7 protein-coding genes are annotated in these 14,065 nt (G+C 57.1%); 1 reads left to right on the top strand and 6 read right to left on the bottom strand.

The window, feature by feature from the left end; all coding sequences use genetic code 11:
• Positions 1–70 precede the first annotated feature (70 nt).
• Positions 71–2,218, bottom strand: coding sequence for a Tex family protein (locus R2I50_RS05585; RefSeq protein WP_316608173.1), 2,148 nt, complete (start codon positions 2,216–2,218; stop codon positions 71–73).
• Between the two features lie 462 nt (positions 2,219–2,680).
• Here R2I50_RS05585 and R2I50_RS05580 point away from each other — a divergent pair, with 462 nt between their 5' ends.
• Positions 2,681–3,460: a hypothetical protein gene (locus R2I50_RS05580; RefSeq protein WP_316608172.1), complete on the top strand. Its 780-nt coding sequence runs from the start codon at positions 2,681–2,683 to the stop codon at positions 3,458–3,460.
• A gap of 309 nt (positions 3,461–3,769) precedes the next feature.
• Here the strand turns inward: R2I50_RS05580 and R2I50_RS05575 are convergent, their stop codons facing one another.
• From R2I50_RS05575 to R2I50_RS05555, 5 genes are all read right to left on the bottom strand, one after another.
• Complete coding sequence (locus tag R2I50_RS05575) at positions 3,770–5,908, bottom strand: hypothetical protein (RefSeq protein WP_316608171.1); 2,139 nt, start codon at positions 5,906–5,908, stop codon at positions 3,770–3,772.
• Between the two features lie 54 nt (positions 5,909–5,962).
• Entirely contained in the window at positions 5,963–8,182 is a 2,220-nt protein-coding gene (locus R2I50_RS05570) for a family 2 glycosyl transferase (RefSeq protein ID WP_316608170.1), read from the bottom strand.
• Positions 8,179–9,591, bottom strand: coding sequence for a glycosyltransferase family 2 protein (locus R2I50_RS05565; RefSeq protein ID WP_316608169.1), 1,413 nt, complete (start codon positions 9,589–9,591; stop codon positions 8,179–8,181). The genes R2I50_RS05570 and R2I50_RS05565 overlap by 4 nt, the downstream gene beginning before the upstream one ends.
• A gap of 192 nt (positions 9,592–9,783) precedes the next feature.
• Positions 9,784–10,857, bottom strand: coding sequence for a HEAT repeat domain-containing protein (locus tag R2I50_RS05560; protein WP_316608168.1), 1,074 nt, complete (start codon positions 10,855–10,857; stop codon positions 9,784–9,786).
• A 90-nt stretch (positions 10,858–10,947) separates the two neighbouring features.
• Positions 10,948–14,043 (bottom strand): hypothetical protein, encoded by a 3,096-nt coding sequence (locus tag R2I50_RS05555; protein ID WP_316608167.1) that lies wholly within the window; start codon positions 14,041–14,043, stop codon positions 10,948–10,950.
• Between the last annotated feature and the right edge of the window lie 22 nt (positions 14,044–14,065).

Below are 14,065 nucleotides of genomic sequence, written 5' to 3'. Positions count from 1 at the left end.
TTTTTATGATCGCCGCAAACGACCCCTCCGCTCCGGGATCCCTCCGTTTATATATTGTATATCAACCTGTTTATCCGCGCATCGTCAGCGAGATACGTCCCTTCTTCGTATCGACCGAGAGGATCTTCACCTTCACGATATCGCCGACCTTCAACACCTCGGACGGGTGCTTGATGAAGCGGTCGCAGATCTGCGAGATATGCACGAGTCCGTCCTGGTGGACGCCAATATCCACGAACGCGCCGAAGTCGATGACATTGCGCACCGTACCGGTCAGCTCCATGCCCTCCCTGAGGTCGTTGATGTCGAGGACATCCGAGCGCAGCAGGGGCTTAGGCATCTCGTCGCGCGGGTCGCGGCCGGGCTTCGACAGCTCTTTGACGATATCGTCGAGCGTAGGCAAGCCGATATTAAGCTTTGCGGCAAGCTCCTTGGTGCCGTGCTCCTTCACCCTCGCGGACAGGTCGGAAAACTTCGCCTCCCCGATCTCCTTATCCGTATAGCCGACGAGCTTCAACAGCTCCTTGGCAGTCGCGTAGCTCTCGGGATGAACGCCGGTATGATCCAGCGGATTACGGCTCTCGGGCACGCGGAGAAAGCCCGCGCACTGCTCGAACGCCTTAGGGCCGAGCTTCGGCACCTTCTTCAGCTCCGCGCGGGTACTAAAGGCACCGTGCTCCTCTCGGTAGGCGACGATGTTCCTACACACGGTCGCGTTCAGCCCCGACACGCGCAGCAGCAGCGCGGGGGACGCGGTATTCAGGTCGGCGCCGACGGAGTTGACGCAGTCCTCGACTACGCCGTCGAGGGTCTCGCCGAGACGCTTCTGCGGCATATCGTGCTGGTACTGACCTACGCCGATCGCCTTGGGCTCGATCTTGACGAGCTCGGCGAGGGGATCCTGTAATCTTCTTGCGATCGAAACGGCACTGCGCAGCGTCAGATCGAGCTCGGGCAGCTCGGTTGCGGCGAGCTTTGAGGCAGAGTAAACGGAAGCTCCCGCCTCGCTGACGACCATGTAACAGACCGCGTGATCGGCTTCCTTGATCGCCTCGGCGGCGAACATCTCGGTCTCCTTGCTCGCGGTACCGTTGCCGATGGAGATGATATCGACGTTGTACTTTTTGATCAGCTCCAGCAGCTTCTTCTTCGACTGTGCGATCTTTTGCTCGGAGTGAGTCGGGTAGATGACCGCGGTATCGAGCACCTTACCGGTTTCGTCGACGACAGCGACCTTACAGCCCGTGCGGTAGCCGGGGTCGAGCCCGAGCACGGTCTTGCCCTTTACGGGCGGCTGCATCAAAAGCTGCTTGAGGTTCGTCGCAAAGACCTTCATCGCGCTCTCGGAGGCGTTCTCGGTCAGCTCGGCGCGTATCTCGCGCTCGATAGAGGGGAAGATCAGGCGGGTATAAGCGTCCTCGCCGGCGGCTCTGAGGATATCGGAGCACAGGGGGTTCGTTCCCTTATCGAGTGCCCTGTAGATGACGTTCAGCGCGAGCGCAGGCTCGAGGACGATCCCGACCTTCAAAAAGCCCTCCTTCTCGCCGCGGTTCACGGCGAGGATCCGGTGACCGGCGATCTTTTTGACCGCCTCGGAATAATCGTAATAGTTGGCGTACACGCTGTCCCGCTCCGCGTCGGCGGCGGTCGACTTCAACAGGCCGCTGTTCTTGAAGATCGGGCGCAGATGCTTACGAATCGTCGCGCTGTCGGAGAGCATCTCGGCGATGATGTCCATCGCCCCGGCGATCGCGTCCTGAGCGGTAGGTACCTCCTTCTCCTCGCTGACGTAGCCTTCGGCTGCCTTCATCGGATCGAAGCCCTTCTCCTGTTTGATGATCTCTGCGGCGAGGGGCTCGAGTCCGCGCTGCTTTGCGACTGAGGCACGGGTCTTGCGCTTAGGTCTGAAGGGACGGTAAATATCCTCCAGCTCGCTGAGCGTCTGCGCCTTGTCGAGGGCGGCGCCGATCTCGCCGGTCAGCTTCTCCTGACCGCGTATCAGCTCGCGGATCTCATCCCTGCGCTTATCGAGTCCGCGCAGGTAATCCAGCTTTTCGCTGAATTCGCGGATCAGCTGGTCGTCCATCGAGCCGTGCATCTCCTTACGGTAACGGGCGATGAAGGGGATGGTGTTGCCGTCGTCGAGCAGGGCGATGATGTTCTGCGCGTATTCTTCCTTGATACCGTATAACTGCGATAGTGTTACCGAATAATCCATAGTTCTCCTCTGGTTCTGTTTTCATAGTTTGGTATTAGATTATACCACAACGCACTCCCGAAAAACAACCCGAAGATTGTATAGAATATGTGGTTCGGTTTTGTTGAAATGTAACAGTCAAAATGCAAGCCGCAGGGAGCGTCCCTCCTACGATATGGCCGCCGGCATAATAAAGATCGGTTAGGAGTATCTTTTTAATCCGTTTATCCCCGTTTGCTCGTGTCGGCCGAAGTACATTCACCCGATAAAGGAGGAAATAATATTTTTTCATTTTTTCCCATTTTCCCCGATTTTTGTCATACTGTTGTCATAGTGGGTATGTTATGCTATAGCCACAGTCAAGGGAACGAGCTTAAAGCTCGACCCAAGCCGCCGATCGAAAAGACTGAATAAACAACACCGACGGCACAACAACAGTCATTTACCAAAACAATAATAAACAAAAATCAGGAGGGAATCAAAATGACTAACATGAACAACTACACCGGCAGACACTTTCAGAACAACAGACACGACGAGAGAGAAAGAATCCTCACGGCGATGAAGAGATCAAAGGCAAGAAGCCGCAAATTCATCATCGGTACCGTCGCCGCCGCGCTGGTCGCGGTCATCGCCTCGGGCGCGATGGTATTCGGCGTGATGAGCGCTCCGAAGCTCACCAAGACCGCCGCCCCCACCACCGCGATCTCCGTCAAGGCGGCTGCCCCCGTCAAGGCGGCAAGCGTGAAGAAAACAGCCGTTCAGCAGACCGCAGCTCAGAAAACCGCAACTCAGCAGGCCGCAACTCAGCAGGTCGCAACTCAGCAGGTCGCAGCTCAGAAAACCGCGGCTCAGCAGACCTTTCAGTCCGCGCCCGCAGCACAGCCCGCTCAGCCGAGTACTGTCGCTCCTGCTCCCGCCCCGACTCAGGCTCCTGTTAAAGACCGTATCGACAACGTAAACGGCGAGCGTATCTACATCGACACCAAGCGCGTCGCTCCCGCGAACAGCGGAACACCCTACCACTTCTACGCTAACGGCAAGACCTCTTACGGCTTCGACTGGACGTACAAGGCGGACAACCTCAACTTCCTGCTCCGCTGCGACTATAACTTTAATCAGCAGCAGTACGATTTCCAGTTTTACGGCGTAACGCCCGGCACCAGCCACGTCACCCTGTACTATAACACCGATGATAACGTACAGGTCCCCGTCAACCTGACCGTCACCGTCGACAGCGCCCTCAACGTTACCGCCGCTTGATCGCCGCTCTTGGTAAAAGAACCCTCTCACCGACAAGGGGCTGCCGCAACACTTGCGACAGCCCCTGCCATTATTTGAAGGAAAGTATCTCGAGGCATTGGACTGTATCGCCGATTATTCCAAGGTCAATTGGCAGTCCTCTCCCCTTTCCCTATCTCATTTTTTATTCTTTTTTACATTTGTGACTTTTGCCTATTGACAAACGGTCACTACATAACAGTATTACATGATCAGGGTGGAAGAAACATGATCGGAAAAGTTTGTATGTTTTATGGAAATAGTTTAGGGTGACAGGAGTAATCCGTCACCCTAGCTTTTCTTATCTGTTTCAAATGTCGGTAAAGCGGCGAAGGCCTCGGTCAGGATGCCGTAGGAGCGCTTGAGCCGCTGTTGATAGGCGATGTTTTTCAGCCCCGTAAAGCCTGTGTCATAGAGCGTGATCTCGCCGTCCTCTCCCGCGCCGAGCTTGAGGTGCTCGAAGGTCGAGAAGGTGATATTCTCTCCGCTCAGCTCACCGATACACGCCATCGTGCGGGGGTTCTTGATGCCGAGGAGATACCACGCGATCCGTAGCTCGAGCTTGTTGCCCGCAAGACAGAAGTCCGCCTGCGAGTTATACTCGTCGCTCTCCGGGTTCGCGTTGCCGTAGGTCAGCTTTCCGGTCTCATAGTACTGCGGCTCGATCGTTCGCTTCTCGTCGGGCAGGTACATTTCGTTAGAGGTGAGCATATAGATCGGATGGTAGTCGCCGCTGTTCTTCTCAGCGGGAGCGGCTTTGTCCTTGCCGAAGATCTTGCGGAGCACGTTCTGGCGGTAATAGAAGACGTCGCGCACAGGGTCGCAGAGCACGCGGGTCGCGTCCCTGCCCTTGATCTCGATGAGGTAATCAACCGGCTCGGAGAAACTCAGAGCGCTGTCCTTCTTGAAGGTGCTGCCCTCGCCTGTCACTTGTATGGGGATATAGTAGCTGTCGGCATCAAAGTCGAAGCCGTCCGGCAGAGAGACCAGAAGGTGCAGGTACTCCGCGTCATAGCGCGCGCAGACGCGGCTCTCACCGACGCCGGTTGTCTCGTTCCACTCGGCGGCGTCTCCGTCGGGATAAGCGGCGGCGGCGTCAAAGGCGAGCACGCCGTAGCTCTGCTCCGCGGAGGAGAGGTCATGGGTGCGGTCGATCGCCTTGGGCGGGTAGTACATCTCCATGTTCCAGGTGCGCTTGAACCACTCGTCCTGCCAGGAGAAGAGCAGTCCTCCGCAGCAGCCCGCTTCACAGATATCCCGCGCCATCCGCGCATCCAGCTCGCCCTGCTCCTGCTCGGTCAGACCGCCCTGCTGATAGCCGTTGATGCCGGTATGCGCGATCCCGCGCGAGGTGCTCAACCCGTACTCCGCGATCAGAAGCGGGACTGTGTACTGCGTTTTCAGCTCGTTGAGGTAGGCGAGGTAGTTATCCTCTGCCTCGGTATATGCCTTCTGATGATTCATGAACTCGGGATAGTAGGGGTAGACGTCCACCGCCGCGAACAGCCCGGCGTAGTAGTCGGACAGGGGCTTGATCTTCTCCGTATCAACGCTCCGGGCGTCCTCCTCCTCGGGGAACGGCTCAGCGGTATGGCTCAGGGTGTCGAGCGTCTGCCAGTTCAGGAAGGCAACGGGTATCTGGCAGGAATAGGTTCCGCTCTCATGAGTGATCAGCGTGTCGCCGACCTCACAGAGAAAGGCTTCAAAGGGACTCGAGCCCTCCGCGGTGGAGAGATACTCGCCCCTGTAGTCCGCCATATCGGGGTGGGAGGCGTTGGTCTCCTCCACAAAGGCGGCGGGGTATTCCAGCCCTAAGATGTAACCGACGACATAGTCGGAGATATCGCGGTCATAGATCGCGGGATCATACTTTCCGTAGGCGGTATCGTCGCTGGAGCCGTGGATCGCGTCGACCGTCTCCGTGACGGAGCGCTTGAAGGCTGAGATCAATATCTGATCGCTCTCGAGCGCGTCCGTGAGCTGATACATCAGATCCTCGGAAAACCAGATCCCCTGGATCAGATAGAGCGGGTGATCCGCGTTCTGCTCATTATAATCGGAGAAGGCACGGTAAAAATCGGGGTTCATCAGTGAGAACACGCGCACGGTGTTGGCGTTCATGGCGGCGATCTTCCCGAACCAGTCCATGAAGGTATCGTAGGTGATATCGGGGGAGCTGAGATCGGTGTGCGGCTCGGTCAGTCCCATGTTCACGCCCTTGACATAGAACAGCTCGCCCTGCTTCTCGCCGATATTGCGGTAGAGATAGCCGTTATCCGCCGCATAAAAAGGCATAAAAACGCCGTGTGTATCGGGCAACGTGATGTGCCCGGGTACAGCGGCGTTCTTATCATTATCGGTATTCTTCCGATCGCAGGCGGCAAGAAGAAGCATCATCAGCGCCAAGATCAGCGCGAGCGTCCTTTTCATCCTGCCACCTTCTTTCGGTTATTCTTTCGGTTATTCTTTCGGTTATTCTTTCGGTTATTCTTTCGTGTTGTTGCGGTATTTCTCCAGATACTTCTGAAGCTGGTAGTAAGAGGGCTTGAGCCTCTCGTGCCAGGTCGGGATATTCCATTCCTCATAGCTGTAGCTGCCGGAGAAGGAGATGTTGAGCTTCTCCTTGCCCTTGGCGCAGCCGAAGCCGAAGTCGAAGGAATCGAAATCCTGCGGGATAAAGACCTGCTCCTCGTTGAAGTCGCTCATCTGCTGCTTGGAGGAGGGATCCATGACGTTGAGAAGCTGCCACGGGATACGCAGCTCGACCCCGCCGTCTCCGTAGCAGAAATCGGAGAGGGAGGCGTAGTCCTTTGCGTCGGGGTTGGCGTTGCCGTACTGGAGCTTGCCGGTCTCATACGCCTTATCGGGCACCTCCGCGCCGGTACCTCCCACCTTGAGGTGGTAGCCGTAGCAGAGCATCATCTCGTCAAAGATGCCGGTGTCCATGACGCCGGTGTCCTTCGGAACAGGGAAGTCCGAGAGGATGCGGGACTGGACAAAGTGGAAGTTGAACGCGTCGTAGTAGCGGTCGACGAAAATGTGTGAGTCGTTCGCGCCGTGGATCTTGATCAGGAAGTCCGCGCCGTCGTCAAAGGTGAGGTTATAGTCCTTCGCGGTCGTGTTGCCCTGACCCGCGATCGTGTTGACGGGGATATACAGGGTGTCGTTGTTGAAGTCGTAGCCGTCCGCCTTGACCATGAGGTAGAGGTAGCGCTCGTCGCTGCGGATGAACAGCTCGCCCTGGTCAGTCGTGACGGCGGATTCCACGCCGTCCCAGTCGGAGAGGTCTCCGTCGGGGTAGCAGCAGGTGTATTTCGCGCCGGGGTCGAAGGCGAGGATGCCGAAGCACTGCTCCGTAGTCTGGATATTCGACCAGAACGGACGGCGGTCGGCGATATCGTACATGACGTTGTTCCAGGTACGCTTGAACCACTCGTCCTGCCAGGTGAACATCAGTCCGCCGGCGTAGCCCGTGGCGTGGATGGAGTCGATCATGCCCATCAGCATCGCGCCCTGAGCGTTCTCGTCGACGTGACCCTGATTATATCCCATGACGCTCTCGTGACCCATGCCGCGCGAGGTCGGGATGCCGAACTCGGCGACCAGCATCGGCAGGGTGTGCACCAGCTTGAGGTCCTTGAGGTAGGCGGTGTAGGTGTCGACCTTGCCCTCGCTGTCGGTGTTGAGGAGGTAGTCCTCCTGATAGTTCAGGCTGTCGGGGTAGTAGGGGTAGATATGGTAGGAGACGAACATGCCCGCGTCAAAGTTGCGGAACTTGATGTTCTCCGTGTTGACGGTCGCCTTGTCCTCGTCGAAGTGCGGCTCGTTCGGGTGGCTCAGCGGGTCGGTGGTGATCCAGTTGGTGAAGGCGAGAGGCACTTGAAACTGGTACTTTTCGGTCTCGTGCTCGATCAGCGCGTCGCCCACCCTACACAGGAAGGCTTCAAACGGCGTTGCGCCCTGAGTAAAGAGGTACTTGCCGTCGTAGTCGCGCATATCGGGATGCTGTTCGTCGGTGTTGATGACGAGGTTCGGATCCCACTCGATGCCGACGATCCAGCCCGCCATCCAGCGGGAGACGTCCGTGCGGTAGGTGCCGGACGCCTTACCGGGGCTGTCGGGGATGACCGCGCTGCCGTGGATGACGTCCACGGTGGTCAGGACGTCCTGCTTGAAGTCGTTGAGGATCTTCTCATTCTCCGCGTAAACGTCGTCCAGACGCTCGATGTCGTCCTCGTTGACCCACACGCCCTGAAAGAGGAAGATCGGGTTGTCGGCGGTCTTGTTGAAGTCGTTGAGCGCAAGGTAGAACTGCGGGCGCATGGTGGTGTAGACGCGGATGCAGTTGCAGTTCATCTCGCTGATGTATTTGAACCATCTCAGGTAGGTCTCATAGCTGATGGTGAGGTCGCCGGGGAAGAGCGAAGGCTCAGACGCGCCGATGTTGACGCCGGTCATGAACTGCTCGCTCCAGCCGCCGTTTTTGTAGACGCTGAAGTAGTTGCCCTCCGCCTTCATGCGGTAGCTGAGGTTCTTGACGGTGTCCATATACTCTTCGCTGGAATTCTCCGAGTAATTGTGCTTGATGTGGTCTTTCCCGAAGATGGAGAGCTGCTTGATCCCGAAGGGAGCGAGCAAGCCGGTCTGTGCCAGCAGAAAGAGCACAAGGATGGTGGCAACGACGGAAATAACGATCTTCTTCATTGCTCGAACTCCTTACGCTTGATCTTGCCCCACGTTTTGCGGAGCTTGCGGTACTTGATGATGCCCTCCATACGGAAGAGGGTGATCAACTGGCGGTAGCCGAAGTTCTCTAAGATCGCGTAGACAGAGATGCTGATGCTCTGCTTGGCGGTCATCGCGGCGCGGTGGGTGTACTGCTCGAGCACGAGGCTGCCCTCGGAGAGGATAACGCCCAGCGAGACCGACAAGAGGAAGTAGATCACGAAGAAGAACATGTTCAGCTCTCCCATGATCAGCGTGAACGGTAGGAGCACATAGCCGATCGTCTCGACCAGCGCGCCGAACAGCTCAAAGATCCAGTTGTAGGGCATCGACACCAGACCGACGAAGCCGTATCTGGGGTTGAAGGTCATACCCGCGTGGGAGATCAGCGTATCCATCAGACCGATCTGCCAGCGGCGGCGCTGGGAGCGGATATCGTTGAGCGACATCGGACCCTGCGTCCAGCAGACGGAAAACTCGTTGAACTTGACCTTATATTTCCTGCGATTCTTCCGCATATAGCGGTGGATGCGGACGACGATCTCCATATCCTCGCCGATGGTGTTCTTCTTGTAGCCGCCGACCTCGATGACGGTCTGCTTGCGGAACAGACCGAACGCGCCGGAGACGATCAGAAGGGAGTTCGACGCGCTCCAGAACACACGTCCCATCAAAAAGGAACGGTAATACTCGACGATCTGGAAGCGCTCGATCAGTTTCTTGGGCATGGAGAAGCCCTTGAGCTCGCCGTCGACGATCTTCGAGCCGTTCGCGATACGCACGATACCGCCTGCGACGACGGTGCGGGAATCCTTGATGAACTCCATGGAAAGGCGCAGCAACGCGTCCTTCTCGATACGGGAGTCGGCGTCCAGACAGGTGAAGAGCGGGTACTTGGAGATATTGATGCCCGCGTTCAGCGCGTCGGACTTACCGCCGTTCGCCTTCTGGACATAGAGAAGGTTGGGGTATTTCTTGCTGTAATAGACAGCCTCGATCTTCTGGGTGGGTATCTGGTAGCGGATCGAGGTCTCGATCTTGTGCATATTGAAGGCGTTGACCACCAGCTCGCCTGTCTTGTCAGTGGAGCCGTCGTTGACGACGATGATCTCGAACTGCGGGTAGTTGAGCTTCATCAGCGAGCGGATATTCTGGACGATATTCTCCTGCTCGTTGTACGCGGGGATGATCAGAGAGATCGGGAGAAGGTTGTCGCTGTCCACGTAGCTGAGGAAGTCGTCGGAGAAGGTCTTGTCAAAATTACGGTGTACCCTGAACAGGGAGACAAAGAGCTGGATGATATAGATAAAGCTGAGCACCAGCGTGAACGCCATGCAGAAGTAGTTGAACACGACGATAAAGCTGCGTACCGCATTCAAAAATCCCACGGTTTGTCCCTCCTTCGTTGTTATTTTAAGTCATTGCGAGGGCTCGACACGTGCGTCGAGCCCGCGGCAATCCCACAAAGCAACGAACCCACGTTTCAGTCTCTCTTTGTGGGATTCCCACGTCGGGATAAATCCCTCCTCGGAATGACTGCAAATAGAAAGCTGTTTATTCAATGTTCGTATATATGCCGATCATTCGACCGTTTTGTACAGTACATTCTTCATCGCGTCGGCGGCGAAGCGGTCGTAGCCGCCGAGGATCTCCTCCAGATCCTTCGGGGAGATATCCATGCGGGTGATCGCCTGCGCGGCGGTCTGGCGCACCCACCATTCCTTGTCGCCGAGAGCGTGCTTGACGGTGTTCAGTGCGGTCTGCGTTTTCAGGAGCGAAAGCCCTCTGATCGCGGAGGAGCGGTTCACCCAGTCCTTGTCGCCCGCGGCGATCTGCAGGAGCTGTTCGTCTTCGGGATAGCCGAAGGCGGCGAGCGCCTTGATACAGGCGATCTTCATCTGGTTATCGTCACCCGCGGCGCCTTCGAGGTACATGGGTCTGAAACGGTCGAGCTTGTAGATCGCGATCGTCTTGATCACGGTACATTTCATGTATTTGTTGCATTTTTCAAAGATCAGCGCGGCGAGCTCTCCGCGGTCGCCGGTGAATTTCGCAAAGAATTCATTGACGATTCTGCCGGAGTAGAGGGTGTCGTTTTCGATGCTCAGCAGATACTGAGCGACCTCGTACACGTCGCCCATCTCGCACAGAGCCATCGCCGCGTTGTAGGCGAGGTCGCGCTCCTTGGAGCTGACGTACTCCTTGATCTTGTCGCGGTATTCCTGCGCGTCCAGGTCGGCGAGCCTGCGGCAGGCGTAGCCCTTGTGGTAGACGTCGCCCTCATCGAGCATCTTCACATACATCGCGACAGGGTCGACCTGCGCGTTGATGCGCTCGATCAGCGCTTCCTTCGCCGCGTCGTCGCCGCTGAAGGAGGAGCCGTTGTGCTCTCTGATCGCCTGTACAGCCATCTCATAGACCGCGTACTCTCCGTTTATTTCATTTGTCAGGGCGGTGATCTCAGCGTCTCGGCTGCTGTCGGTAGGGGCGTAGAGCACCCCTTCCACATGAATATCAAGCCTGCGCCTGATGTTCTCGGTCTTAGCCGTATGCTCATCCTGCAATTCGGCCAGCCGATAGAGAAGAATGTACTCTATGCCTATGATCAACAGACACAGCAGTAATCCGATAACGCTTATCAGTTCTATCTTCAAGCGTTTATCTCCTGTATTCATTCAGTGATCAGCGGTCAGTGACCGGTGACCGGTTTTATGGATATGATACCCGACTTGTGACGGGTAAGTTTATTCAGAGTGTCCGAGGAAATACTTCTTCAGGATGTCGAAGCTCTCCTTATTGCGCGTCGCATACTTCGCAGTCTCCCACTTATCCCACTGGAATACCTTGTAGCCGGGGTCGTGCTTATCCGCGGGGAAGGCGTACATCACGTCGCCCCCCTTGCGCTCGCCGATCATGACAGACGCGAGCACGCCGTTGGTGGTGACGGTCTTCGCGACGTCGCCCGCGAAGGCGTTGTCGTTGATGACGAGCTTCTTTGACGGGTCGGCGACGTTGAGCCACGTCCACGGCAGGCGGATGTAGATGGTGGAGCCTGTCTGGTAGAACTGGGTGTCGCCGGAGGTGAAGCCGCCGTAGGTCAGGTCGGCGACCTTGTGGTAATCGCCGTTGTAGCTCTCCTGGGTGAAGGCTGAGCCGCGGTTACGGTCATACTTCGCCATGACATAGAGCGCCGCCTTCTGCTTGCCTTCAAAGCGCAGGGAGAATTCCATACCGGAGAGGGAGTTCGCCGTGAAGTCCTTGGCGTAGTAATACTCGCCGTCGTTGCGCTGGAAGGTATCCAGACCGATGAACATCGCGTTCTCCTTGTAGTCGGTCTCCTCGAGGAGCTGGAGGGTGATGTAGAGGTAGCCCGCGTCGTTAGAGAGGGAGAGCGCCTGAGCGAGGTCGTCGTCGGTGAGGACGAGACCCGGAGTACCGGGCGCCACGCTGTCCATCGCGATCACGCCCGTCATCTCGGCGCTGTCGCAGGTGTTGTGCCAGAGGTAGCTGTTGGATGCCGAAGCCGTGAAGAAGCGCATGTCCTCGCCCACGTCGCTCCAGCTATCGTTGAGATCATATACAGTCGCGCCGAGAATGCCGCTGTCCTTCGCGGCCCGGAGCGCGTCCGTGATGCCCTCGCCCTGCTCCGATTCGCTGACGGCGTCCTGACCGTAGACAGCGTTCACATCGGAGAAGGATACGCCCGACGCGAGCAGAGGAGAGGTGAGGCGGTTCAGCTCGTTGAACACGCTAAGATATTTGGTATAGGCGCTCTCGCTCATCTTGCCGCTGTCGATGATCGCTTCATTATCCATGAGCACGTCACAGAAGGCGTATTCCGCACAGTCCTCGGCGGCAATATCGCTGAACAGATAGGCATGCTGGTTCTTGACATCCTTCATGCCCTTGATCATGTCGGGAGAAGCGGTGACCGCGACAGGCGTGTAGTAGCCGTAGCTGTCGAAGGAGGTCTTCTGGGCGGTATCATAGAGATACGCCGCAAAGCCCTGTGCGCCGGTATTCTGCTTCACATAATCGCCCTTGTAGGAGTAGGCGGACAGCCCGGTGATCTTGCCGGTGTTCTCGTTATCCAGCTTCGGGTCGACGCAAAGACCGAGCACATACTCGGAAACGTCGATGAAGTAGGTCGCGTCGCCGAGCTTCTCGCCCCGCGCGCGGCCGTCGCCGTGGAGCGCCTTGACCGCCGAGACGACGGCTTCGCTCCACTTTTTCAGCCCGTCGTCCTTGAGGTAATCCCGGACGTCCAGTCCGTCCGGCACGCCGACGCGCTGTAAAATGTAGATGGTATCATGCTCCGAATTCTTGTTGTATCGGCTGATCGCCGCGTAGAATTCCGGCGGGTACAGATCCTTTGCGACAAGGCAGTTCACGCCCAGCTCGCCCGCAGCCTCGATCAGATCCTCATAGTAGGTGAAGTCGCGCGAGTAGGTCGCCTTGCCCGGCTCCTGTGCGTTCAGAGAGGCTGCCTTGAGCGTTAAGGAGCGCCATTTTTCATTCTGAAGCACCTGGAAGCTGCCGCTGTTGATGTGCGAGACCTCCGCGTGCTCGGACTGCTCCGTCATATACTGCCTGCTGTTCGTATCGGAGAGGATGTGGCGCATCAGCGGGTTGTAGAAACGCCAGAAAAAGTTGGAGATATCGCCCTGTCGGTCATAGGACAGGAACTTGAAGAACAGGTTAGAGAAGAGGAACTCGCCGTAGCGGTTGCCGTTGACATAGTCGTTGGAGTCGCCCGCGAAGTAGTAGACGGGCGCGTAGCCCTCCTCCTGCTTGCGCGAGATCGCACAGAAGCGCGGGGTCTTGCTGACCTCCTTGATCTTCTCCATGCCGGTCGCGTTGAGGTCGAACTCAAAGGTCGCGATGTTCTCGACGCCGTAGTTCGGCTCGACCAGCTCGAACCAGTTGTAGAAGTTGACGCTATCACAGCCGGAGAATTCCTTGCGGTATTCCTCGTTGATGTATATTTTCAGCAGATTTTTGGTGATAAAATCCGTGTTCTGTTCCAGAATGATGATCTTTCCGTCGTTGGACACCAGAAGGATACCGGGGCCGGTGAAGCGCCATTCCACGCCCTCCTGCTGTTCATACATCGGGGGCGCCCAGTCGGGGACGTCGGTGAAGTCCTCCAGATCGACGAGGTATCTGCCGATCCACTTGGTCGGGTTGACGCCGGTGAGCGCGGTCAGCTGTGCGCGGACGGAATCGGACAGCGGCGTGCTGAAAAACGCCATCTCGGCAACGATCGGCGCGCCGCTCTCGTGCGCGAAGGAAATATAGGACATATCGTCGTCGGAGATGCCGCCGTTGAGCGGAGAACCGCCGTTATAGTAGCCGTAGGTATCGTTGCCCATGCCGTAGGCGTCGGAGAGGTACAGCAAGTCGGGGGTGGACTGAGCGTCCTTGAACTCGGTGTCCCCGTCAAAGTTGCCCTCCTCGTCCAGCTTGGGGCCGAAGTAGTCGCGCTGATAATCGTAATACTCGCCGTCGGGCTTGATGTATCTCTGCTGATGGAGGATCCAGTATAAGCCCTGGTGCTTTCGGTAGACGTTCTCCTTGATGATGTTCTCATCATCCGCGTAAGAGAGCACCGTTTTATCCAGCACGGCGACATTCATCACCTTCTTGGGCAGAAGGTGCCAGATCACGAACAGCAGAACGATGCCCAGAACCAGAATGAACGCCGCGATATGGTACCATTTCAGCCGTTTGAAGAACTTCCCGACCTTCGCCGCACGCGCGTTCTGGTGCTCTTGGAACGCCTGTTCCTCGGGGGTCAGCTCAGCGGTCTGCTGCTTCTTATTCTCTTTTTCCTTGGACATATCCACACCGCCTTTCTGAGCT

This window comes from uncultured Ruminococcus sp. (genome assembly GCA_902785355.1).
Classification (GTDB): Bacteria; Bacillota; Clostridia; order Oscillospirales; family Acutalibacteraceae; genus Ruminococcoides.
The sequence above is the reverse complement of the archived record's forward strand: the minus strand, read 5'-3'. Positions and strand labels throughout refer to the sequence as shown.

Coding starts and splice junctions, on each gene's coding strand:
- R2I50_RS05580 (WP_316608172.1), top strand. CDS start 2,681: ATGACTAACATGAACAACTACACCGGCAGACACTTTCAGAACAACAGA.
- R2I50_RS05570 (WP_316608170.1), bottom strand. CDS start 8,182: ATGAAGAAGATCGTTATTTCCGTCGTTGCCACCATCCTTGTGCTCTTT.
- R2I50_RS05575 (WP_316608171.1), bottom strand. CDS start 5,908: ATGAAAAGGACGCTCGCGCTGATCTTGGCGCTGATGATGCTTCTTCTT.
- R2I50_RS05585 (WP_316608173.1), bottom strand. CDS start 2,218: ATGGATTATTCGGTAACACTATCGCAGTTATACGGTATCAAGGAAGAA.
- R2I50_RS05555 (WP_316608167.1), bottom strand. CDS start 14,043: ATGTCCAAGGAAAAAGAGAATAAGAAGCAGCAGACCGCTGAGCTGACC.